Source organism: Pseudomonas graminis (genome assembly GCF_001705435.1).
Classification (GTDB): Bacteria; Pseudomonadota; Gammaproteobacteria; order Pseudomonadales; family Pseudomonadaceae; genus Aquipseudomonas; species Aquipseudomonas graminis_B.
Window position 1 is genome coordinate 30,405 of the sequence record NZ_MDEN01000055.1, and the last position, 22,918, is coordinate 53,322.

Genomic DNA, 22,918 nt, shown 5'->3' on the forward strand with positions numbered 1-22,918 from the left:
TACGCTCTGCGCCATTCGAAGGCGGTGTGCCTTGCCACGGAGCGTCACCATGAAACTGCTCAAGCCCCTACACGTCCTCGCGGCCTTATCGCTCGCCGGCTCGGCGCTGTTCGTTCAGGCCGCCGACTTTACCGTCGCCTACCAGACCACCGTGGACCCGGCAAAGGTCGCCCAGGCCGATGGCGCCTATGAAAAGGCGACGGGCTCAAAGATTTCATGGCGTAAATTCGATAACGGGGCGGACGTGATCACCGCGATCGCGTCGGGTGACGTACAGATCGGCTATCTCGGCTCCAGCCCTCTCACTGCGGCGGCCACGCGAAAAGTACCCGTGGAGACGTTCCTGATTGCCACCCAGATCGGCGCTGCCGAGGCGCTGGTTGCGCGTAATGGCTCCGGCATCAACAGCCCACAGGATTTGATCGGCAAGAAGATCGCCGTGCCGTTCGTATCGACCGGCCACTACAGCCTGCTCGCCGCCCTGAAGCACTGGAAGATCGACCCGGCAAAAGTGACCATTCTCAACCTCGCCCCACCGGCCATTGCGGCGGCGTGGAAACGCGGTGACATCGACGCCACTTACGTCTGGGACCCGGCACTCGGCGTCGCCAAGGAGACAGGCAAAGTGCTGATCACGTCGGGCGAGCTGGCGAAGGTCGGCGCGCCGACCTTTGATGCGTGGATCGTGCGCAAAGACTTCGCCGACAAGTATCCTGAGGTCGTCAAAGCCTTCGCCAAAACCACCCTGGACGCCTACGCCGCCTACCGCAAGGATCCAGCGGCCTGGCTGGTCAACGCGAGCAACGTCGACAAACTGGTGAAGCTGTCCGGCGTCAAACCGGGCGACATCCCCGGCCTGTTGCAGGGCAACGTCTACCCACTGGCGGCCGATCAGGTCAGTGAGCTGGGCGCGCCAACCACCGACGCGATCACCAAGACCGCCGCGTTTCTCAAGGAGCAGGGCAAGGTCGACGCCGTGCTGGCCGATTACAGCCCTTATGTGAGCGCGAAGTTCGTCACCCCGTAAGCGCAAGCGTCCACCCGATACCGCGCCGGCTTCGACAGCCATGGCCGTTCATGCACATCTATCAGAAGCGGAGTCCATGCCATGGCCCTGTTACAACTGGAGCGCATCAGCGCACAGTATCCCGGTGCGGCCTCGCCGGTGCTGTCGGATATTTCCCTGACCCTCGGTCCGCAGCAACTGCTGGTTGCCCTGGGCCCATCCGGCAGCGGCAAGACTTCGTTGCTGAACCTGATTGCCGGGTTCGTCGCGCCCAGCGCAGGCCGCATTACCCTCGATGGCGTGCCGGTGAGCGGGCCGAGCGCCGAGCGTGGCGTCGTGTTTCAGGATGACGCTCTGCTGCCTTGGCAGGATGTACTGGCCAACGTCGCATTCGGGCTGGAGCTGGCGGGCATCGCCCGTGAAAAACGCGAGGCCAAAGCGCGCGATATGCTGGCGCTGGTCGATCTCGCCGGCTTCGAGAAGCGGCGTATCTGGGAATTGTCAGGCGGGCAGAAACAACGCGTGGGCCTCGCCCGCGCATTGGCGGCCGACCCACGTATGCTGCTGATGGACGAGCCTTTCGGCGCGCTGGACGCCTTTACCCGTGAACAGATGCAAGAGCTGCTGCTGCAGGTCTGGCAACGCAGCGCCAAGCCGGTCTTCCTTATCACCCACGACATTGAGGAAGCGGTGTTCCTGTCGACCGATCTGATTCTGCTTGCGCCCAACCCCGGTCACATCGTCGAGCACCTGAAGCTCGACTTCGGTCAGCGTTACAGCGCAGGTGAATCGGCCCGCGCCATCAAGTCCGACCCTCGCTTCATCGAAACCCGCGAGCACGTGTTGGCGCGGGTATTTTCCCGGCGGCAGAGCGTTCGGGAGCAACGGGCATGAGTCTTTATCAATCGCCGGAGCCGGCACTCACCCGCGCGCCGGCAAACACCGCACGCCATCAGCCCTCTTCTTTTTATCTGAGCACGCGCACCATCAGCGCCCTTACCCTCGCCGTCCTGCTGGGCGGCTGGTGGGTGATCACAGCCCTTGAGTGGGTCGAACCGCTGTTTCTGCCGCCGCCCGCCGCTGTGCTGGAAAAAGCCTGGTTGCTGATGACCAAGGGCTATATGGACTCCACGCTCTGGCAGCACTTGGGCGCGAGTTTGCAGCGCATCGGCCTGGCGCTTTTCTTCGCCGTGCTGACGGCCATCCCCATCGGCATCGCCATTGGTCACAACCGAATCGCGCGAGGCATTTTCGACCCGCTGATCGAGTTCTATCGTCCGGTGCCGCCGCTGGCCTACCTGCCGTTGATCGTGATCTGGTGCGGCATTGGCGAATTCTCCAAAGTCCTGCTGATTTATCTGGCGATCTTCGCGCCGATCGCCATTGCCACCGCCACCGGTGTGCGCACGGTCGACAGCGCAAAACTGCGCGCGGCTCAATCCCTGGGTGCCACCCGCTGGCAACTCATTCGCTACGTCATTCTGCCCAGCGCCCTGCCCGACATCCTCACCGGCGTGCGCATCGGCCTCGGCGTGGGGTGGTCGACGCTGGTGGCCGCCGAGCTGATCGCCGCCACCAGTGGCCTGGGTTTCATGGTCCAGTCAGCCGCGCAATTTCTGGTGACCGACGTGGTAGTGCTGGGGATTCTGGTCATCGCGCTGATCGCTTTCGCGCTGGAAATGGGCCTGCGCGCGCTGCAACGCAAGCTCGTGCCCTGGCATGGCCAGAACCACTGAATCGACAACCTTATGACTGACTACGCCGTCACCTCGGCGCCGAACACACGAGCACACTCGAGACCATCATGAGCATCGACATCCACCCGCTCAGCCCGGCACTGGGCGCACAGATCAGCAGCGTTGACCTCAGCCGCGACCTGACCGGCGAACAACGCAACGTCATCGAACAGGCGCTGCTTGATCATCAGGTGCTGTTCTTCCGCGACCAGCCGATCACGCCGCAGCAGCAAGCGCGCTTCGCCGCCAACTTTGGTGACCTGCACATTCATCCGATCTACCCGAACGTGCCGGAACAGCCTGACGTGCTGGTTCTCGACACCGCGGTCACCGACGTGCGCGACAACGCCATCTGGCACACCGATGTCACCTTTCTGCCAACGCCTGCGCTGGGTGCGGTGCTCAGCGCCAAGCAGGTGCCGGCTTACGGTGGGGATACGTTGTGGGCGAGCGGCATCGCCGCGTTCGAAGCGCTGTCCGGGCCGATGCAGACCTTGCTCGACGGCTTGACCGCGACCCATGACTTCACCCGGTCATTTCCGCTGGAGCGTTTTGGCAACACGGCTGAAGACCTCGCGCGCTGGGAGGAGACGCGCCGTAAGAACCCGCCGCTGTCGCACCCGGTCATTCGCACGCACCCGGTCAGCGGTCGCAAGGCGTTGTTCGTGAACGAGGGTTTCACCACCCGGATCAATGAACTGGGAGCTGCTGAAAGCGAGGCGATTCTGAAGTTGCTGTTCGCCCATGGGACGCGCCCGGAGTTCACCCTGCGCTGGCGCTGGCAGGCAAACGACGTGGCCATGTGGGACAACCGCGTGACCCAGCATTACGCGGTGGACGATTACCGCCCGCAGCGCCGTGTGATGCACCGTGCGACGATCCTGGGTGATGCGCCGTTCTGATAAAAGGCCGGCAGCTGCGCTGATGCTTTTAGTGGGACCGGCTTCAGCCGGGATGAGGCCGGTGAGTGCGCTGTAGATTTGCGGCTGCTTTAGGGCGTGCATCACTTTGGTCACTCGACACGGGTAAATGCGCGAATAGCGTGCAAAAACGCTCATCAAACGTCCAACTCCGAAAGCCGATTCGAACCTCAGCTCGATGCAGGCATTGAAAAGGCACGGTCTCCAAGGCCCTAAACCCGACGCCTGTGGGACATTACGAATATTCCTACAGACTTTTCTCAAAACTGGCACGCAGGCTGCAATAGGTTATACATCACCAGTTTTGGGGACCTTGGTACAGGCAGGCCGGGGATTCCCCTCTTTTATTCCTCTCGGAGACTGACCTCCAGTCTCCAGCGCCCGTCCTGGGTTGCACCGCGCCAGTCGCCGTGCAGAGGACGGGCCGCCAGCAGGTTCAGCAACAATCCCTTATCGCTTCGTTGCACCCTCCAGCGCACGTCTTTGCCGTTGAGCTTCAGTCCGCCCTTCTGCGGCTGACCCTGGGCGTTGAACAGCAACGCCACCGCGCCATCGATGTGTTCGCCGTGGAGCTGCGGCTCGCGGTTGAACCACACGGCAACGCCGCTGGGTAACACTTCGATGCTTTGCAGCTGAATCGGGTCCGGGGTCGTCACGCGGCCGATCATCAGCCCGACCATGACGCCGACGATCGCCACCGAGCCCAGAAACTTGGGCCACAGCTTCGGTCTGGGGTCTTCTTCAGGGGTAGAATGCATCCCGTCCTTTCGTTCGGAGCCGTGCATGTTTCACGTGATCCTTTTTCAACCAGAAATTCCGCCGAATACCGGCAACATCATCAGGCTCTGCGCCAACAGCGGCTGCAGCCTGCATTTGATCGAGCCGCTGGGCTTCGAGCTGGATGACAAGCGCCTGCGTCGAGCCGGCCTTGATTACCACGAATACGCCACGCTGCATCGTCACGCCGACCTGCCGAGCTGCCTTGAAAGCATCGGCCATCCGCGGCTGTTCGCTTTTACCACAAAGGGCTCGCGGGTTTTTCACGATGCGCAATTCGAGGAGGGTGATGCCTTCCTCTTCGGCCCGGAAAGCCGAGGCCTGCCACCGGAGGTGCTGGATCCGCTGTCGAGCGATCAACGCCTGCGCCTGCCGATGCGCGAAGGCTGCCGCAGTCTGAATCTGTCGAATACCGTGGCGGTTGCGGTGTATGAGGGCTGGCGGCAGTTGGGGTTCCGGTAAATGCTAAAGCCCCCGGCTAACACCGGGGGCCGGCACGATAGCTATAAACACTCAGGCCGGGGTGCCTGTAACTTTCAACTTCTGCATTTCGGAATAGTACTCTTTGTATTTGCTCCCTTGCCCAAAACTCCACTTGCACCCAACGAATACTTCCTCACCTACCCAGTAGCGCAAATATCTCTTAGCCATTGTGATGTTTAACGCTCCCCGGATCCTTCCATACTTCTCATTGAAAGCCACGGGCGTCACCGACAAAGTCGTACTACCGAAAACCACCACTGGGGCCACAGTACCTGATCTACCATCAGGCGTTGCCTGTCTAAAAACCAGATCCTCGGAAGGCGTCGCATCAAGATCAAACTCCGCTTTATCAGCAACGATATTGTCGCAGCTCAGCGCGGGCAGTTGATCGTCAATCAAGAATAGCACCCTCTCTTCCGAGTAAGCCTTATAACCCTCCTCCCCCTGCACCTTGGAGTTGAAGGTTATATATCCGTTGATCAATGGGGTAGTCGCCTCTTTGCTGAGCTCAAGTGCAATATCCTGGGTGAGCACACTCGTTGCTGTATCTGTGTTTTCGTTCTGGAACCCAGCAGCGGCGCTGGAAAAGCTGCCGCTTGCGCGTGTACGGAACTCAACGCTCACTTTTCCTCGAGGATGATTAACCAACCAGTCACTCTTCGACCAGCCAAAACTTAGCTTTCCTTCCTGTAAACTTTGATAGTTAACATAGCCAGTATTTGTATAGAACTGAAAAACTGGATTACTGCACCCCTCCACGTCTGCATCAACTGCGCCATCTTTCTCACTGTTCATAACCACTCATCCATGTGACTGTTAGGAAAGGGCAGAAAATCGTGCCCTGCCTAATAGTAAAAGAGGTCATCAACAATACAAGCGTTCTTAAAGACCAAATCGAAATAAACAAGTCAACTGTAATTGCGACTAGCCAGAAACCTGGAAACACCGTGGTAATTAATTCGAATACCTGAGAATACCGGTAAATAGATAACTAGGCCGTCGTCATCCAGCCCAGAACAGACGCCCACCAAAAAGCGCCCTCACGGGCGCTTTTCATTGCAGCGACAACGCTTACTGAACGGTAGGCGTTGGCGTTTCGCCGCTTTCCTGCATGCGTTGCAGTTCTTGCGCGTACAAGGCGTCGAAGTTCACCGGGGCCAGCATCAGCGCAGGGAACGAGCCACGGACAACCAGGCTGTCGATGGTTTCGCGAGCGTACGGGAAAAGGATGTTCGGGCAGAACGCGCCCAGGGTGTGGCTCATCGAGCTGGCATCCAGGCCCTTGATCAGGAAGATACCGGCTTGCTGCACTTCAGCGATGAAGGCGATTTCTTCGCCGTTCTTCACTTCGACCGACAGGGTCAGCACGACTTCGTAGAAGTCATTTTCCAGCTGCTTCTGGCGGGTGTTCAGGTCCAGGCTGACGCTCGGGGTCCATTCCTGACGGAAGATCGCCGGGCTTTTTGGCGCTTCGAACGACAGGTCGCGAACATAGATGCGCTGCAGGGAAAACTGCGGTGCTTCTTCTTCGTTGGAAATGGCGCCGTTATTCGGTTGATCAGTCATCTCAAATCCTTACATTGAGGTCTTGTAGGCTTCCGGGCTGTGCGACGAACCATCGCTTCCACATCCCGGCTCGAATTCAGGCGCTCAGCAGCTTATCCAGCTTGCCGGCGCGCTCCAGGGCGAACAGGTCGTCGCAACCGCCCACATGGACCGAGCCGATCCAGATCTGCGGAACCGAGGTACGCCCGGATTTTTTGGTCATTTCAGCGCGAATCTGTGGCTTGCCGTCGACCTTGATCTCTTGGAAGCCGACGCCCTTGCCCGCCAGCAGCGACTTGGCGCGGGAGCAATATGGGCAGTAATCGCTGGAGTAGACGACGACGTCGGTCATGTCACTTCACCAACGGCAGGTTGTCGCCGCGCCATGATGAGACACCACCGGACAGCTTGGCGGCGTTGAAGCCCGCTTTCAGCAGCTCACGGGCGGTGTGGCCGGCGTGCTGGCCAGCGGCATCAACGATAATGAGTGTTTTAGGCTTGAATTTCTCCAGCTCCGCGGTGCGGGTCAGGATTTTGTCCTGAGGGAAATTCACGGCACCGACGATGTGGCCAGCCGTGAAGTCTTTCTTGGCGCGCACGTCGATAACAACGGCTTCATCGCGGTTGACCATGGCGGTCAGTTCACCGGTGCTCAGGCTGCGGCCACCTTTGCTAAGCTCCGTTGCGATCAGCAGGCCCAGCAGGATGACGAAAGCACCCGTCAGCAAATAGTGGTTCGTGGCAAATTCAATCAGGTGAGCAACCATCATCAGGTTCCAGGGCGTTAAAATGTCGGCCAGTATACACAGCCCCCAAGGTGGGCCAAAGCCCGTACGGCAGTCACTCCGTTTAGCTTGTCGCTGATTTGAACTTGTCCCTAAACTGTCGATCTTTTTTCTACTTCACCTATTAGCCAAGAGTGGGATTCATGACTACCACGCCTAAACCTTTGGTTCTGATCATCCTGGACGGCTTCGGTCACAGCGACAGCCACCACGGCAATGCGGTCTACGCAGCGAAGATGCCGGTCTTCGATCGCTTGTACCAGACCATGCCAAACGGCTTGATCTCCGGGTCCGGCATGGATGTCGGTCTGCCTGACGGGCAGATGGGCAACTCCGAAGTCGGCCACATGAACCTGGGCGCCGGCCGTGTGGTGTATCAGGACTTCACCCGCGTGACCAAAGCGATCCGCGACGGTGAGTTCTTCGAAAATCCCGCCATCTGCAAAGCCGTCGATCAGGCCGTGGGCGCTGGCAAGGCCGTGCACATCCTCGGCCTGTTGTCCGACGGCGGCGTTCACAGCCATGAAGATCACCTGGTGGCGATGGTTGAGCTCGCGGCCCAGCGCGGCGCCGACAAGATCTACCTGCACGCCTTCCTCGATGGGCGCGACACGCCACCGCGCAGCGCCCATCAATACCTCGCCACCATGGAAGCCGCTTACGCGCGCCTGGGCAAAGGTCGCACCGCCACGATCATCGGCCGTTATTTCGCCATGGACCGCGACAATCGCTGGGACCGTGTCGAGTCGGCCTATAACCTGATTGTTGACGGCACGTCGGAATTCCACGCCGACACCGCCAAGGCCGCGCTGGACGCTGCTTATGAGCGCGGCGAAAACGACGAATTCGTCAAAGCCACCCGCATTGGTGCGCCGGTGACAGTGGAGGACGGCGACGCGGTGGTGTTCATGAACTTCCGCTCCGACCGTGCCCGCGAATTGACCCGCGTGTTCGTCGAAGACGATTTTGCAGACTTCGCCCGTCGTCGTCAGGCCAGACTGGCCGGCTTCGTGACGCTGACCAAGTACGCCGCCAACATCGACGCACCCGCGGCGTTCGAAAAAGCCGGCCTGCACAACGTGCTCGGCGAATACCTCTCGAACAACGGCAAGACGCAGCTGCGCATCGCCGAAACCGAGAAGTACGCCCACGTGACGTTCTTTTTCTCGGGCGGCCGTGAAGAACCCTTCCCCGGCGAAGAACGCATCCTGATCCCGTCCCCGAAAGTCGCGACCTACGACCTGCAGCCGGAAATGAGCGCGCCGGAAGTCACCGACCGAATCGTCGACGCCATCGAGCATCAGCGTTACGACGTGATCGTCGTCAACTACGCCAATGGCGACATGGTCGGCCACAGCGGGATCATGGAAGCAGCGGTCAAGGCAGTCGAATGCCTCGACGTCTGCGTCGGCCGCATCACCCAGGCGCTGGAAAAAGTCGGCGGCGAAGCGCTGATCACGGCCGACCACGGCAACGTCGAACAGATGACCAACGAGGAGACCCACCAGCCTCACACTGCTCACACCACTGAGCCGGTGCCTTTCGTTTATGTCGGCAAGCGTGACCTGAAGGTGCGCGAAGGCGGCGTGTTGGCCGACGTGGCACCGACCATGCTGATGCTGCTCGGCATGGAAATCCCGCAAGAGATGACCGGCACCCCGATTCTGGTCGCCAAGTAAGCCTCTTGAACTGGCCCGCCAGTCGCTGGCGGGCCGGTTTTGTATGAAATGTCTGACGGCCACGTCGTCCGAGCGTTTTTTTTGCAGCCACCGCCGGGCATACTAGGCCCGTCTTTACTCCTGGTATCGCCCAACCTCATGCTTCGCGCCCTGATCACCCTCGCCTTGATTTGTCTGCTCAATCCGGCCTTCGCCGACGATGATCGCGCACAAACGCAGAAACAGCTGGATGCCACGCGTCAGGACATCACCGAACTGAAGAAAGCGCTGGGCCAGTTGCAAGAAGAAAAGTCCGGGGTCCAGAAAGACCTGCGCTCCACTGAAACCGAGATGGGCAAGCTGGAAAAGCAGGTGGAGGCCCTGCAAAAGGAACTAAAAAAGAGTGAAAGCGAGCTGCAACGGCTCGACCAGGAGAAAAAAAAACTCCAGAGCGCACGCGTTGAACAACAACGATTGATCGCCATCCAGGCCCGCGCTGCTTATCAGAGCGGCCGCCAGGAATACCTCAAACTGCTGCTCAATCAGCAGAACCCTGAAAAATTCGCCCGCACCCTCACCTATTACGATTACCTGAGCAAGGCACGCCTGGAGCAGTTGCGCAGCTTCAACGAAACCCTGCGCCAGCTGGCCGGCGTCGAGAAAGACATCGACCTGCAGCAAGCGCAGCTTCTGGTGCAGAAGAGTTCGCTGGATGACCAGAAAGCCCAGCTCGACACCGTCCGCCAGGAACGTCAGGTGGCGCTGGCCAAGCTGAATCAGGATTACAAAGCCCGCGACCAGAAGCTGCAGTCGCGGCAGCAGGATCAGGCCGACCTGACCAAGGTCCTCAAGACCATTGAAGAAACTCTCGCCCGTCAGGCCCGCGAAGCCGAAGAGGCGCGTCAGAAAGCGCTGTTGGCGCAGCAAGAAGCCGAGAAACGGCAACGCGAGCAAGAAGCGCTGGCGAAAAACCGCGCGAAAGACGACGCGAAGGACGATAGCGATGTGGCCCCTCGGCGCCCGACCAAGGCGCCCGGCGCGATGGTTTCCAGTGCCGGTCAGTCCTATGGCGGCGCTTTTGAGCAAGCAAGGGGAAAACTTCCTTGGCCCGTCGATGGTCGATTGTTGGCGCGATTCGGCGAAAGCCGTGGCGATGACGAGCGCACCAAGTGGGACGGTGTGTTGATCAGTGCGGCTGCAGGCAGCCAGGTCCGCGCGGTGCACGGTGGTCGGGTGGTCTTCGCCGACTGGTTGCGCGGCGCCGGGCTTCTGGTCATCCTCGACCACGGCAATGGTTATTTGAGTCTGTACGGTCACAACCAGAGCCTGTTGAAAGAGGCCGGTGACGTCGTAAAAGCCGGAGAAGCGATCTCCACTGTCGGTAACAGTGGTGGCGGTCAGGACACTCCGGCGTTGTATTTCGCTATTCGTCAGCAGGGTCGCCCTAGTGATCCGGCCCAATGGTGTCGCACTCAAGGATAAGTCGACACCTCACTCAGGAGTTCGTAAGACATGCTGTTTTCGTCCCGCCTCACCTCGCTGGCCCTGACTATCGCCGTGGTTATCGGCGCTCCTCTGGCCCAGGCTGCCGGCGCCACCCCGGCTGCTGTGCCTGCCGCCACTGCGCCCGCCAACGCCGCGAATATCAAGGCGCCGCTGCCGCTCGACGAGCTGCGCACTTTCGCCGAGGTCATGGACCGGATCAAAGCGGCTTACGTCGAGCCCGTTGATGACAAGACTCTGCTGGAAAACGCCATCAAGGGCATGCTCAGCAACCTCGACCCGCACTCCGCTTATCTGGGCCCGGAAGACTTCCAGGAGCTGCAGGAAAGCACCAGCGGCGAGTTCGGCGGGCTGGGTATCGAAGTGGGCGTCGAAGACGGCTTTGTAAAAGTCGTCTCCCCCATCGATGACACCCCTGCGTCCAAGGCTGGTATCGAGGCTGGAGACTTGATCGTGAAGATCAACGGCACGCCGACCCAGGGCCAGACCATGCAGGAAGCCGTGGACAAAATGCGCGGCAAGCTGGGCGAGAAAATCACCCTGACGCTGGTTCGTGACGGCGGCAATCCGTTCGATGTGACATTGGCGCGCGCGACCATTCAGGTCAAAAGCGTGAAAGCGCAGATGCTGGAGCCGGGTTACGGCTATATCCGCATCACCCAGTTCCAGGTCAAAACGGGTGAAGAAGTCGGTAAGGCACTGGCCAAGCTGCGCAAAGACAACGGCAAGAAGATGAGCGGCCTGATCCTCGACCTGCGCAACAACCCGGGCGGTGTGTTGCAGGCGGCAGTTGAAGTGGCTGACCACTTCCTGACCAAGGGCCTGATCGTCTACACCAAAGGCCGCATCGCCAATTCCGAACTGCGCTTCTCGGCAGACCCGGCCGACGCCAGCGAGGGCGTGCCTCTGGTTGTGCTGATCAACGGCGGCAGCGCCTCGGCGTCTGAAATCGTCGCCGGCGCGTTGCAAGACCAGAAGCGCGGCATCCTGATGGGTACCGATACGTTCGGCAAAGGCTCGGTGCAGACCGTTCTGCCGCTGGCCAACGACCGCGCGCTGAAGATCACCACCGCGCTGTATTACACGCCTAACGGTCGCTCGATTCAGGCCCAGGGCATCAACCCGGACATCGAAGTCAAACGCGCCAAGCTCACCGCCGAAGCCGATGGCGACAACTACAAAGAGGCTGATCTGCTCGGCCACCTGGGCAACGGCAACGGCGGCGCGGACAAGCCGACCACCAAGGCGAAGGCTGGCAAGGCGCGTCCGCAGGACGATGACTACCAGATGAACCAGGCCCTCAGCTTGCTCAAGGGTTTGAGTGTCACGCGCGGCAACTGAGATGCGCGTCTGGTTGACCGGGCTGATCTGCGCCCTTGCCTTCACAACGGGTGCTGCACATGCGGCGCCCGCCGAGTCCTCAGCGACCGTCGGCAAAGCGCCGAAGGTCGCCTATCTCAGTTTGATCATCGACGATCTCGGACAGAACCCTGATCGGGACAGCCGCGCGCTGGCCCTTCCCGGCCCCGTGACGCTGGCAATCATGCCTGACACGCCCCACGCCACCGAGTTTGCCCGTCAGGCGCACAAGGCTGGCAAGACGGTCATGCTGCACATGCCCATGGACCCCGCGACCGGGCCGTACGCCTGGCATCCCGAACTGCCACTCCCCGAACTCGAATCGCGTCTGAACGCCGCGCTGCTGAAAGTCCCTTTTGCCGCTGGCATCAACAACCATATGGGCAGCCGCATGACGGCAGAGCCGGTGGCCATGGGCTGGCTGGTGGGCGAGTTGCAGCGCCGCCATCTGTTTCTGGTCGACAGCCGCACCAGCGCCAAAACCGTTGCCGCCGCCGAGGCGCAGAAGATCGGTCTCGCCAGCGTGTCCCGCGACGTCTTCCTGGACGACGAGCGCACCGCAGAGGCCATTAGCGGCCAGCTCCAGACGGCGATCAAACTGGCGCACAAGCAGGGCTCGGCCGTGATGATCGGCCACCCCTATCCGGTGACGCTTGACGTGCTTGAGCGCGAGCTGCCCAAGCTTAAATCCCAAGGTATAGAGCTGATCGAGATCCGCCACATGGTCACTGAGCGCGGAAATGAGGCGATGGCCGGCCATGGCAAGAACGGGCGTTATCGCTAGGCCGAAGGCGCTTCGCCAGAGGTGCTAGCAGTCCTTAGAGATATTCGGCGAAAATCGAATCGACCACGCCTTCCTTGCGCAGCTGATCCAGCGCACGTTGCAGCCGCTGGACTACTGCATCCGGGGTGTCTTTGTTCAATGCAAGGAACAGTTCGGCGCTGTTAAAGCGCAGCACGGTTTTCAATCCCGTGATGCCTTCTTGCCGCGCCAGGTAGCGGCCCGCCGGATCGCCGGTGGCCCACAGGTCGAGCTGACCGTCGACCAGCTTCCGGGCGTTGTCCTTGTCGCTGAGCACCGTGATCGGCTTCATGCCCTGACGCGCAAGCTCCATCGCAATGGCGTCGCCCTTGTAGGCGCCGATTCGATAAGACCGCGCGGCTTCAAGCGTGCTCAGCTGGATTGGGCTGTCAGCCCGCGCCAGCAGAATCCAGTCGTCCGGGCCGATCGGTCCGACCCACTTGAAGAGCTTTTCGCGCTCGGGCAATCGCGCGGTCACGAACACGCCGTAGCCGGGATTTTCCATCGCCAGTTTGTAGATGCGATCCCAGGGAAAGCGCAGGGTCAGGTTGTAGCCGATACCGGCGCGCTTGAAGGTCTCGCGCACCACCTCGACGGCGATGCCCTTGATGTTGCTTTCCTGGGCGAAGTTTTTCCCGTCCGTGGCCATGTTGTAAGGCGGGAAGTTCTCTGTCAGCAGGACAAACGAGGTGTCCGCCCGCGTGCTTCCGCCAGCAGAGCCGTTCAGCTCTTCTGCATGAATCACTGCGCTTGCAACACAACCGAACAGCGCAAAAAGAAAAGCTGAAATTCTCAGCATTTGACTCATCTCTATCCATGACTTCGCACAGGGTGCAGGCCCTCCGCACCGTTGTCCAGAGCCTTCGGCCGGCAGCCGTGCTTTGTCGCTGAAGCCATAAATATGTATGTGACCCGAGCGCATTTTATCTGACTACCTGACGGCCTCTTTCCAACCGCCCGCACCAGACGCGGGCGCCAACAGACCAGACAGGTATTCAATGAAAAATCTCACACATGCTGTGTGCAGCGTCGCGCTCATCAGCCTCATGGGCGCAGGCGTTACCCAGGCAAACGATTATGGCCAAGGACTGGAGAATGACTCGGCGGCCATCCCTCTCGATAACGCGCAAAACCGTCACGCCCCATGGAGGGCGGTAGGCCGTCTGCAACCCAGCAAAGAGAGGCCCGACATCCATTGCAGCGCGTCCTTGATTGATTCACGCAACGGCAGTCCGGTTGCATCAGGGCCTGCTTACATCCTCACCAGTGGCCATTGCGTGAGTCAGGACGCCATGAATATCTCGAGCGACATCCCTTTGGATGGCCATATCGATTTTGATTACTTCCTGGGCAACCTGCAAAACACCGAGCGTTCCCGGTTGAAAAGACTGGTGCGAGCGACCACACGTGGTGCAGACCTGGCCATTATCGAGTTGGACACATCGCTGCAGTCGCTGCTCGACAAAGGCATCGAGCCACTGAGCATCAGTACCCATGCACCTGGCAACGGCGTGAATCTGGTGATCGTCGGCGTCCCTTCAGGCCACGAAGACGCACCTGCATTACGCCCGTCGGCATGCCCGCTGGAAGGTAGCGCGGACCTGCTGGAGGATGTGTACGTCTTCCGCGGATTTCATAAACATCGCTGCCAAGGTGTGGCGCCGGGAAGTTCGGGGAGCCCCGTCCTGGACCGGGTTTCCAATCAGATCGTTGGCGTACTCAGCACGTCCACGAAGGGCGTCAAAGAGGAAAATCGCTGCCAGCCGAACGCGCCCTGCGAGATCAACAACGGGCTACCGGTGCTATCCCCAGACACCTCTTATTCCAGCCCGGCGCTGGGCCTCAAGACCTGCTTCAGCCAAGGCGTATTCAACCCGCTGGACATTGAATGCACGTTGCAATCGACGCTCAAGATGACATTGGGGGCGAGCTACTCGCCAAACCCCTATAGCCGGGTAACCCTCGACGATCAGGGCCGTACCGTTTTGCCCACGTGGTCGTGGCCGTTCTCGCTGGACACCCCTCTCTACCGCTACAAAGCCGTTCGCACGCCGACGGAATGTGAAAGCCCGCATCACTACAGCAACGCCCAGGGCGCCACGCAGGCGTTGATCGATGATCGCGTAGGCCCGGAGGCCGGCCTGTATTTTCTGTGCATCATCGGTGTGGACTCCCCTGACCAGCGACCCGCGCAAGAGATGATGAACAAGCCGGTGATTGTGGCAATGGAAATCGCGCCGCCGGGTCCGACCCGAATGCCGGAACTGACCATCGAGCGCATGGCCGATGGCGGCTACAAAGTGATGCCGTACTACTCCAACCCGACGCTTTGGGTGTACACGTTCAAATCCGGCCCGGCTGACACGGTGCAGTGCGATGACCCGCAGGGATACAGACCTGAATTCGACGAGGTGATGATCATCAAGGCGACACCATCACCGATGAAGCTGTGCTCCAAGGCCTACGACATGGCCAGTCAGGCATCGTCGCCGCGCACCGATCTATTGCTGCCCTGATCGGAGAGTCGCCGAGTAAGCTGGATCAAGGAAGTGGCGCTGGCTGACCAGGCTATGGTCAGCCAGCGCATCAGGGTCAGCGAACCACAATCCCTTGCCTGGCCATGAACGCCTTGGCTTCTGGCACGGTGTATTCGCCGAAGTGGAAAATGCTCGCTGCCAGCACCGCGCTGGCATGACCTTCCAGCACGCCATCTGCCAGATGCTGCAGATTGCCGACGCCACCGGAAGCAATGACCGGGATGCCGAGGGCATCGCTGATCGCCCGGGTCACGCCCAGGTCGAAGCCGCTCTTCATGCCGTCCTGGTCCATGCTGGTCAGCAGGATTTCGCCGGCACCGAGGTCTTCCATCTTCTTCGCCCACATCACCGCGTCGAGGCCGGTCGGCTTGCGACCGCCGTGGGTGAAGATTTCCCAGCGTGGGGTTTCGCCGGGCAGCGAAACCTTCTTGGCGTCGATGGCCACGACGATGCACTGCGAGCCGAAGCGGGCAGCGGCTTCACCGACGAACTCGGGGTTGAAGACCGCAGCGGTATTGATCGAGACCTTGTCGGCACCGGCGTTGAGCAGGTTTCGAATATCCTGCACGGTGCGCACGCCGCCACCCACGGTCAGTGGGATGAACACCTGACTGGCCATGCGCTCGACGGTGTGCAGCGTGGTGTCGCGGCCGTCGACGCTGGCGGTGATATCGAGGAAGGTAATCTCATCGGCACCCTGCTCGTCATAACGCCGGGCGATCTCGACCGGATCACCGGCGTCGCGGATGTTCTCGAACTTCACGCCCTTGACCACGCGGCCGTTGTCGACGTCCAGGCAAGGGATGATGCGTTTGGCGAGGGCCATGGTTAGTCCTTAAGTAACAAGCTTCAAGCTTTAAGCTGCAAGTAGAAGCGGATCGAGGTCAGCTTGCAGCTTGAAGCTTACTGCTCGGAGCTGACTGCGTAGCTGTCACAAAACGCCTGGGCTTCAGCCACATCCAGCGTGCCTTCATAGATCGCACGGCCGGTAATTGCGCCGATGATGCCCGGTGCTTTTGCGTCGAGCAGCGCCTTGATGTCGCCCAGGTTATGAATGCCGCCCGAAGCGATCACCGGAATGCGGGTCGCGGCAGCCAGCGCGGCGGTGAACGGGACATTGCAGCCCTGCATCATGCCGTCTTTGGCGATGTCGGTATAAACGATGGCCGAGACGCCGTCTGCTTCAAAGCGCCTGGCCAGGTCGATCACCTGCACGGTGCTGACTTCAGCCCAGCCGTCGGTGGCGACGAAGCCGTCTTTGGCATCCAGGCCCACGATCACTTTGCCCGGGAACGCGCGGCAGGCTTCGGCGACGAAGTCAGGGTCCTTGACCGCCTTGGTACCGATGATCACGTAACTTACGCCGGCTTTGACGTAGTGCTCGATGGTGTCCAGCGAGCGGATACCGCCGCCGATCTGGATCGGCAGGTTCGGGTAACGACGGGCAATCGCGGTCACGACATCACCATTGACCGGCTGGCCTTCGAATGCGCCGTTCAGGTCAACCAGGTGCAAGCGACGGCAACCGCCTTCGACCCACTTGGCAGCCATGCTCACCGGATCATCGGAGAACACCGTGGAATCTTCCATCCGACCCTGGCGCAGACGTACACATGCGCCGTCTTTAAGGTCGATCGCGGGAATAATGAGCATCAGCTTTTCCTTCGTCTAAAAGCCGCGAACCGCACGCCATAAGCTGCAAGTCGCATCTCTACTAATTCTTGCAGCTTGAGGCTTGACGCTTCTAGCTGCTCTTCTCCAACGCCCACAGGTCGCTTTCGATGCTTTCGAAACGCTCCTTGAGGTGCGTCTGAACATCGAAGATCGCCCGGTTGTAGTAATGCGGTGCGATCTCGCGGGTGAACAATTCCAGAATTTCAGCCGCCTCGAACGAACCCAGATCCAGCTCGAAACGGTCTTCCATGAACCGCTTGATCGTGTGGCACGCCTCGCTCTCCTGCTCGGGAGTGAGGGTCAGGATCGGCGGCTTGGTCTTCTTGCTCATTACCGGCTGCCGTCCCACGCCGCGAAGTTCTGCAGTAACTGCAGGCCATGGGTATGGCTCTTCTCGGGGTGGAATTGCACGGCGAAACGTGAGCCATCGGCCAAGGCAGCGGCGAAGTCATGACCATAATGGCCACGTCCGACAATCTGCTGCGGGTTGGGCGATTCGATGTAGTAACTGTGTACGAAATAGAACCGCGCCATGTCCGGAATGTTGGCCCAGAGCGGATGATCCACGGCCTGCGCCACCTCGTTCCAGCCCATGTGCGGGACTTTCAGATGTTGGCCGTCTTCGTGAAGATCCTTGCCGAAAAAGCGCACCTGACCGGGCAATACGCCGATGCAATCGACGCCGCCACTCTCTTCGCTGCGCTCCATCAGCGCCTGCATGCCCACGCAGATGCCGAGAAACGGACGGTCCTGACTGACTTCACGCACCAGGGCATCGAAGCCCAGGCGGCGGATTTCAGCCATGCAGTCACGAATCGCGCCGACCCCGGGGAACACGACACGGTCGGCTTCACGGATGACGTCGGCGTCGCTGGTGATCAGCACGCGACCGGCGCCAACGTGCTCCAGCGCCTTGGCCACCGAGTGCAGATTGCCCATGCCATAGTCGATAACAGCGACGGTCTGCATTACAGCACGCCTTTGGTCGACGGCATCTGGCCAGCCATGCGGTCATCAAGCTCCACTGCCATGCGCAATGCACGGCCGAACGCCTTGAAGACGGTTTCGATCTGGTGGTGGGTGTTGTGGCCGCGCAGGTTGTCGATGTGCAGCGTGACATTGGCGTGGTTGACGAAGCCCTGGAAGAACTCCTGGAACAGGTCCACATCAAAGCCGCCGACGGTGGCGCGGGTGTACGGGACGTGCATCTGCAGGCCAGGCCGACCGGAGAAGTCGATGACCACGCGCGACAGCGCTTCATCCAGCGGGACGTAGGCGTGGCCGTAGCGACGGATTCCCTTTTTGTCGCCGATGGCTTTGCTGAACGCCTGACCCAGCGTGATGCCGACATCTTCCACGGTGTGGTGATCGTCGATATGCAGGTCGCCTTTGCATTCGATGTCCAGATCGATGAGCCCGTGACGGGCGATCTGGTCGAGCATGTGTTCAAGAAAAGGAACGCCGATATCAAATCGGGACTTTCCGGTGCCATCCAGGTTGATCGAGGCTTTGATCTGGGTTTCCAGGGTGTCGCGCTCGACGAACACCATACGTTCGGCCATCACCAGCTCCGCTAAATCATTGGGCGAAAAGGCGGCCATTATAGGCGTGTGGCGGGGAAACAGAAACATGAAGCGAGCAATGCCTGACCGAGGGAAATGCCGGCCGCATGCGATAGACATGTGTGTACAAGCGAATACATTCAGGCAAAAAAATGTGGGAGCGAGCTTGGTCGCGAATAGGCCCTGACGTTCGACATCTCTGTCGACTGTTAGACCGTCTTCGCGAGCAAGGTGGATCGCCACCCCGGTCGCGCCCACAGGTTTCAGGTCAGCCTGATACATCTCAGGCTGCCTCGATCAGCTTTTAGTGAAACAACACCGCAGTCTTCTGCAGAGTGATCCACACGCCCCATGCCAACGGAATGCCCACTGCCAGCCAGGCCAGAATCGCCAGTGGCTTGGTGCTTGGATCGGCTTTCCATTCCAGCGAAGTGCTGTGATCGGCGCCGACATCGTGACCGAAAGCTTGCTCAGCCTTCAATTGCTCGTCAGTCATGAAGTACTTGTCGGCCACCGGACGCACCAGCAGGTTGCAGATGAAGCCCAACACCAGCAGACCCGCGAGGATGTACAGGGTGATGTCGTAAGCATCGGCGCGTGCAACGCCGTGGCTCAGCTGATACTCACGCAGGTAGTTCACCAGCACCGGACCGAGCACGCCAGCGGCAGCCCAGGCGGTCAGCAGACGACCGTGGATCGCGCCGACCATTTGCGTACCGAACAGGTCGGCCAGGTACGCCGGAACGGTTGCGAAACCACCGCCGTACATCGACAGCACGACGCAGAACGCCGCCACGAACAGCGCAACGCTGCCCAGGTGACCCAGTGTCGGTACCGATGCGTAGAGCAAAAAGCCCAGCGCGAAGAACACGAAGTAGGTGGCTTTACGGCCGATGTAGTCCGAGAAAGATGCCCAGAAGAAACGTCCGCCGATGTTGAACAGGCTCAGCAGACCGGTGAAGCCGGCTGCGATGGCCGCGATGGCCGCCAGTTGCGAGGCATCCAACTGCCCGAAAGGCTGATCGTTGCCCAGCAGTTTGCCGCCGAACACTTCCTGCAGCAGGGGCGAAGCCATGCCGAGGATGCCAATGCCTGCCGAAACGTTCAGGCACAGCACCAGCCAGACCAGACGGAACTGCGGGGTCTTCCACGCAACGCTGACGTGCACGTGACGGTTGGTGATCATCGCGCTGTTGGCTTTCTTCGCAGGAGCGGTCCAGCCTTCAGGTTTCCAGCCGGTCGGCGGAACGCGATAGGACAGTGCACCGCCGATCATGAAGACGAAGTAAATCACCGCCATCACCGCGAAGCTCTGCCAGACACCGACGCTGTCAGGCGTGGCGAAGTGGCTCATCAGTGCGGTTGCCAGCGGAGCGCCAACCATCGCGCCACCGCCGAAACCCATGATCGCCATGCCGGTCGCCATGCCGCGCTTGTCCGGGAACCACTTGATCAGCGTCGAGACCGGCGAGATATAACCCAGGCCCAGACCGATACCGCCGATCACGCCCGAGCCGATCCACATCAGCCAGATCTGGTGCGTATAAACGCCCAGCGCCGAGATCAGCAGACCACCACACCAGCACAGTGCCGATACAACACCGGCCTTGCGCGGGCCTGCGTGTTCCAGCCAGCCGCCCCAGATCGCTGCGGAGCAACCCAGGAAAATGAAGAACAGGGTGTAGATCCAGCCGAGCATGGAGATCGGCCAATCACAGCTGGACGAAATGACTTGCTCGAAGAAACCCATGTCAGCCGGGCAGGCGACAGCGGTCTTGATGCCGATTGCCTTGGACAGCGGCAGCCAGAACACCGAGAAGCCGTAGGCCATGCCGATACACAAGTGGATTGCCAATGCAGCTGGCGGAACCAGCCAACGGTTGAAACCGCGCTTGGCGATAATGCGCTCTTTGGACAAGAACGCAGGCTGAGCGGCAGTACCGCCCAGAGCAGTGCTCGTAGTCATCTTATTGTTGCCCCCAATTTATAGTTGTATCCCGCAAGAACAGCGACATAGCCCCACCACCACTCTTAAAGCACGCAGGCCTCGGTGGTTTATCGGCAGGACATCTCTTTACGTGACAATTCGACGCAGCACGGCTGGCGAATGGCGCGAGATTACCATTTGCGGCCTAAAAGAAAGCATTCTGCTACTACCTTTTTAGTGCCGTCTGTCACTGTGCAGGTCGCCGCCAACTCGATCGGCAACGTCTATGGCGATCCAAAACCCGGTGCTTGCGTGAGAACGCTATACTCGCGGGCTAAATTTTGAACGACTCGACACAAGGACTCGCCCATGAAAGCGTTCGGCAAAATCCTGGGGCTCACCCTTCTCGGGCTGTTGCTGATCATCGTGGCTCTTGGCTTTGCCCTGACCCACTTTTTTGATCCCAACGACTACAAAGACGAGATTCGAAAACTGGTTCGCGATCGCGCCCATGTCGAGCTGACGCTCAATGGCGACATCGGCTGGAGCCTGTTTCCATGGCTTGGCCTGGAGCTGCACGACGCCAGCGTTGCCACCTTGAGCGAGCCGACCAAACCCTTCGCCGACTTGCAGATGCTCGGGCTGTCCGTGCGCGTGCTGCCGCTGCTGCGCAAAGAAGTTCAGATGAGCGACGTGCGCGTCGAGGGCCTGAACCTGACGCTGACCCGCGATGAAAACGGCCACGGCAACTGGGAAGACATCGGCAAAGTACCCGCGACCGCGGCCAATCCAGCCCAGCCCCCCGCCACGCCGGAAGCGCCAACTGATACCGCGTCGGCCAAGCCCGACAAGCCGTGGCAGCCGCTCAAGCTGGACATCGACAGCCTGACCGTGAACAACGCGCGGATCGATTTCAACGATATTCCCAAGGCCCGGCAGTTCACCGCCGAGAGCATTCAGCTGAGCACCGGCCCGATCCACAACGCGACCGATATCCCGCTGAAACTGACCGCATTCCTCAGCACCAATCAACCCGTCGTGCGCACCAAAACCGAACTGACGGGCAAGCTGCGCTTTGATCGCGCCCTCAAGCGTTATCAGCTCGACGACATGCGTTTCTCGGGTGATGTGACGGGCGATCCACTTCAGGGCAAGACGCTGACGTTCTCGGCCCAGGGCCAGTTGCTGGCGGACATGTCCGCCAACGTCGCGGAATGGACCAACCTGAAGCTGTCCGCCAACCAGCTGCGCGCCATCGGCGAGCTGCATGTGCGTGACCTGGACAAGACCCCGCAGCTCACGGGGGGCATTTCGATTGCGCAGTTCAACCTGCGCGACTTCCTCGACAACATCGGCCAGCCTGCGCCGACCCTTGGTGACGGCAGCCTGAACAAACTGGAACTGGTCACCCGCATCGCGGCAACGCCCAACAGCGTGGCGCTGGACGACCTCACGGTGAAACTCGACGACAGCACCATCAGCGGCCACATCGCCGTGGAGGACTTCGCCAAGCAATCCCTGCGCCTGCAACTCAAGGCCGACACGTTCGACGCCGACCGCTATCGCAAGCCAGAAGGCGAGCAGGCGAAGAGCGCGGGCGCCGCTCGCAGAGCCGAAGTTCAGGGCGCCGAGGCCGAAGCCATGGCGGCCTCAGGCACCTCGCCTCTGCCGAATCAGCCGACCCAAGGCGCCTGGAGCGACGCGAAGCTGCTGCCGCTTGAGCGCCTGCGCAAACTGGATGTCGACGCCGATCTGAGCTTCGGCAAACTGACCCTGGAGAAACTGCCGATCCAGAATGCGGCGCTGAAAACCTCGGCGCTCGATGGCGTGATAACTGTCAACAGCCTGCGCGGCGATCTGTACAACGGTAATTTCGAGGTCAAGGGCAATCTCGACGCGCGTCCCGAGGTGCCGTTGGCCAGCGTGCAGACGCACATCGCCAAAGTGCCGGTGGAACACTTCATTCAGAGCCAGGGCACCACGCCGCCTCTGCGCGGCCTGCTCAACCTCAACAGCGATGTGACCGCCAAAGGCAACAGCGAGAAGGCGCTGGTCGAGAGCCTCAACGGTACTGCCAGTTTTGCGCTGAACGACGGCGTGCTGGTCAACGCCAACCTCGAGCAGCAGCTCTGCCGCGGCATCTCGACGCTCAACCGCAAGAGCTTAAGTGGCGAGCCGCGTGGCAAGGACACGCCCTTCCAGCAGTTGAATGGCAATCTGGTGTTCCGCAACGGCGTGGCCAGCAACCCGGACCTGAAAGTCCGCACCCCGGGCCTGACCGTCAACGGCGATGGCGACATCGACCTGCGCGTCATGGGCATGAACTATCGCGTCGGGGTGATCATCGAAGGCGACAAGAGCGACATGCCGGACCCTGCCTGCGAAGTGAACCCGCGCTTTGTCGGCATCGAATGGCCGGTGCTCTGCCGTGGCCCGCTGGAAATGGGCGCGAAGGCCTGTCGTCTGGATAACGACGGCCTGGGCAAGGTCGCTGCAAAGCTGGCAGGCGACCGGATTGGCGACAAGATCGATGAAAAGCTGGGGGACAAGGTCAGTCCCGAGCTTAAGGACGCGATCAAGGGATTGTTCAAGCGTTAAGCCTGACTCAGGCGCCGCGCAGTTAAGTGGTGGGAGTGCGCACACT

At 60.4% G+C, this 22,918-nt stretch carries 23 protein-coding genes; 11 read left to right on the forward strand and 12 right to left on the reverse strand.

Annotated features, from left to right (window positions below; genetic code table 11):
• Positions 1-49 precede the first annotated feature (49 nt).
• From tauA to tauD, 4 genes are all read left to right on the forward strand, one after another.
• On the forward strand, positions 50-1,027 hold the full coding sequence (tauA, locus tag BBI10_RS05440; protein WP_065987369.1) for a taurine ABC transporter substrate-binding protein: 978 nt from the start codon (positions 50-52) through the stop codon (positions 1,025-1,027).
• An 81-nt stretch (positions 1,028-1,108) separates the two neighbouring features.
• Positions 1,109-1,900, forward strand: coding sequence for a taurine ABC transporter ATP-binding subunit (gene tauB, locus BBI10_RS05445; protein ID WP_065987370.1), 792 nt, complete (start codon positions 1,109-1,111; stop codon positions 1,898-1,900).
• On the forward strand, positions 1,897-2,742 hold the full coding sequence (gene tauC / locus BBI10_RS05450; RefSeq protein WP_065987371.1) for a taurine ABC transporter permease TauC: 846 nt from the start codon (positions 1,897-1,899) through the stop codon (positions 2,740-2,742). The genes tauB and tauC overlap by 4 nt, the downstream gene beginning before the upstream one ends.
• Before the next feature lie 68 nt (positions 2,743-2,810).
• Positions 2,811-3,644, forward strand: a complete 834-nt coding sequence (tauD, locus tag BBI10_RS05455; protein ID WP_065987372.1) for a taurine dioxygenase — start codon at positions 2,811-2,813, stop codon at positions 3,642-3,644.
• 362 nt (positions 3,645-4,006) lie between these two features.
• On the opposite strand, the gene BBI10_RS05460 is transcribed toward tauD, so the two are convergent.
• Positions 4,007-4,447, reverse strand: a complete 441-nt coding sequence (locus BBI10_RS05460; protein WP_065987373.1) for a hypothetical protein — start codon at positions 4,445-4,447, stop codon at positions 4,007-4,009.
• Between BBI10_RS05460 and BBI10_RS05465 the strand changes: the two genes are divergently transcribed.
• Positions 4,446-4,901 (forward strand): tRNA (cytidine(34)-2'-O)-methyltransferase, encoded by a 456-nt coding sequence (locus tag BBI10_RS05465; protein ID WP_065987374.1) that lies wholly within the window; start codon positions 4,446-4,448, stop codon positions 4,899-4,901. The genes BBI10_RS05460 and BBI10_RS05465 overlap by 2 nt on opposite strands.
• A gap of 51 nt (positions 4,902-4,952) precedes the next feature.
• On the opposite strand, the gene BBI10_RS05470 is transcribed toward BBI10_RS05465, so the two are convergent.
• The 4 genes from BBI10_RS05470 to BBI10_RS05485 form a co-directional block, all read right to left on the reverse strand.
• Complete coding sequence (locus BBI10_RS05470; protein ID WP_065987375.1) at positions 4,953-5,717, reverse strand: hypothetical protein; 765 nt, start codon at positions 5,715-5,717, stop codon at positions 4,953-4,955.
• Between the two features lie 276 nt (positions 5,718-5,993).
• Positions 5,994-6,488 carry a protein-export chaperone SecB gene (gene secB / locus BBI10_RS05475; RefSeq protein WP_065987376.1) on the reverse strand — a complete coding sequence of 165 codons (495 nt, stop codon included), beginning with the start codon at positions 6,486-6,488 and terminating at the stop codon, positions 5,994-5,996.
• Between the two features lie 76 nt (positions 6,489-6,564).
• Complete coding sequence (gene grxC / locus BBI10_RS05480; protein ID WP_065987377.1) at positions 6,565-6,819, reverse strand: glutaredoxin 3; 255 nt, start codon at positions 6,817-6,819, stop codon at positions 6,565-6,567.
• 1 nt (position 6,820) lies between these two features.
• Positions 6,821-7,234: a rhodanese-like domain-containing protein gene (locus BBI10_RS05485; protein ID WP_065987378.1), complete on the reverse strand. Its 414-nt coding sequence runs from the start codon at positions 7,232-7,234 to the stop codon at positions 6,821-6,823.
• Between the two features lie 161 nt (positions 7,235-7,395).
• Between BBI10_RS05485 and gpmI the strand changes: the two genes are divergently transcribed.
• The 4 genes from gpmI (at position 7,396) to BBI10_RS05505 (ending at position 12,556) form a co-directional block, all read left to right on the forward strand.
• On the forward strand, positions 7,396-8,931 hold the full coding sequence (gene gpmI, locus BBI10_RS05490) for a 2,3-bisphosphoglycerate-independent phosphoglycerate mutase (RefSeq protein WP_065987379.1): 1,536 nt from the start codon (positions 7,396-7,398) through the stop codon (positions 8,929-8,931).
• A gap of 138 nt (positions 8,932-9,069) precedes the next feature.
• The gene (locus BBI10_RS05495) at positions 9,070-10,392 is read left to right on the forward strand and encodes a murein hydrolase activator EnvC family protein (protein WP_065987380.1); all 1,323 of its coding nucleotides are present in this window, start codon (positions 9,070-9,072) and stop codon (positions 10,390-10,392) included.
• 30 nt (positions 10,393-10,422) lie between these two features.
• Entirely contained in the window at positions 10,423-11,754 is a 1,332-nt protein-coding gene (locus BBI10_RS05500; protein ID WP_065987381.1) for a S41 family peptidase, read from the forward strand.
• A gap of 1 nt (position 11,755) precedes the next feature.
• The gene (locus BBI10_RS05505) at positions 11,756-12,556 is read left to right on the forward strand and encodes a divergent polysaccharide deacetylase family protein (protein WP_065987382.1); all 801 of its coding nucleotides are present in this window, start codon (positions 11,756-11,758) and stop codon (positions 12,554-12,556) included.
• Positions 12,557-12,590: 34 nt separating this feature from the next.
• Here BBI10_RS05505 and BBI10_RS05510 read toward each other — a convergent pair whose 3' ends face one another.
• Positions 12,591-13,373: a substrate-binding periplasmic protein gene (locus BBI10_RS05510; protein ID WP_065987513.1), complete on the reverse strand. Its 783-nt coding sequence runs from the start codon at positions 13,371-13,373 to the stop codon at positions 12,591-12,593.
• A 199-nt stretch (positions 13,374-13,572) separates the two neighbouring features.
• Between BBI10_RS05510 and BBI10_RS05520 the strand changes: the two genes are divergently transcribed.
• On the forward strand, positions 13,573-15,090 hold the full coding sequence (locus BBI10_RS05520) for a trypsin-like serine peptidase (RefSeq protein ID WP_083233032.1): 1,518 nt from the start codon (positions 13,573-13,575) through the stop codon (positions 15,088-15,090).
• A gap of 76 nt (positions 15,091-15,166) precedes the next feature.
• Here the strand turns inward: BBI10_RS05520 and hisF are convergent, their stop codons facing one another.
• The 6 genes from hisF to BBI10_RS05550 form a co-directional block, all read right to left on the reverse strand.
• A complete protein-coding gene (gene hisF, locus BBI10_RS05525) occupies positions 15,167-15,937 on the reverse strand; it encodes an imidazole glycerol phosphate synthase subunit HisF (protein ID WP_065987385.1) in 771 nt (256 codons plus the stop codon).
• A gap of 77 nt (positions 15,938-16,014) precedes the next feature.
• Positions 16,015-16,764 carry a 1-(5-phosphoribosyl)-5-[(5-phosphoribosylamino)methylideneamino]imidazole-4-carboxamide isomerase gene (gene hisA, locus BBI10_RS05530; protein WP_065987386.1) on the reverse strand — a complete coding sequence of 250 codons (750 nt, stop codon included), beginning with the start codon at positions 16,762-16,764 and terminating at the stop codon, positions 16,015-16,017.
• 91 nt (positions 16,765-16,855) lie between these two features.
• Positions 16,856-17,116, reverse strand: coding sequence for a DUF2164 domain-containing protein (locus BBI10_RS05535; RefSeq protein ID WP_037016295.1), 261 nt, complete (start codon positions 17,114-17,116; stop codon positions 16,856-16,858).
• On the reverse strand, positions 17,116-17,754 hold the full coding sequence (hisH, locus tag BBI10_RS05540; protein WP_065987387.1) for an imidazole glycerol phosphate synthase subunit HisH: 639 nt from the start codon (positions 17,752-17,754) through the stop codon (positions 17,116-17,118). Before hisH ends, BBI10_RS05535 begins: the two co-directional genes overlap by 1 nt.
• Positions 17,754-18,347, reverse strand: a complete 594-nt coding sequence (gene hisB / locus BBI10_RS05545; RefSeq protein WP_065987388.1) for an imidazoleglycerol-phosphate dehydratase HisB — start codon at positions 18,345-18,347, stop codon at positions 17,754-17,756. Before hisB ends, hisH begins: the two co-directional genes overlap by 1 nt.
• A 304-nt stretch (positions 18,348-18,651) precedes the next feature.
• Entirely contained in the window at positions 18,652-20,313 is a 1,662-nt protein-coding gene (locus BBI10_RS05550) for an OFA family MFS transporter (RefSeq protein WP_065987389.1), read from the reverse strand.
• 330 nt (positions 20,314-20,643) lie between these two features.
• Between BBI10_RS05550 and BBI10_RS05555 the strand changes: the two genes are divergently transcribed.
• Positions 20,644-22,872: an AsmA family protein gene (locus BBI10_RS05555; RefSeq protein WP_065987390.1), complete on the forward strand. Its 2,229-nt coding sequence runs from the start codon at positions 20,644-20,646 to the stop codon at positions 22,870-22,872.
• Positions 22,873-22,918: the final 46 nt, after the last annotated feature.